Source organism: Bradyrhizobium sp. sGM-13 (genome assembly GCF_018398875.1).
GTDB lineage: Bacteria > Pseudomonadota > Alphaproteobacteria > Rhizobiales > Xanthobacteraceae > Bradyrhizobium.
Map to the genome: position 1 here is coordinate 1 of NZ_JAGWDK010000412.1, position 243 is coordinate 243.

The 243-nt window shown below is 63.4% G+C and carries 1 protein-coding gene; it reads right to left on the reverse strand.

Annotated features, from left to right (window positions below; translation table 11 throughout):
* Positions 1–46: 46 nt before the first annotated feature.
* A partial coding sequence (locus KJQ96_RS39475; RefSeq protein ID WP_249735126.1) for a tyrosine-type recombinase/integrase occupies positions 47–243 on the reverse strand: 197 nt, incomplete at its 5' end.

Sequence of the window (243 nt, forward strand, 5' to 3'; positions counted from 1 at the left end):
TGGCTTTCTCCGTTTGTTCGCCGGAACCGGGGCTGCTACCGCTTTGCTACCTTTTCGACTTGTCACGGGCTGCCGACAGCGCGCGATCGACCATCGCGGCGGCGTCCTCCTGCATCCCGGGAATGACGTGGCTGTAGAGATCCAGGGTGATGCCGACTTTGCTATGCCCCAGCCGCTCGCTGGCGACCTTGGGATGGACGCCATTGGCGAGCAGGTGGGTGGCATGGGCGTGTCGGAGATCAT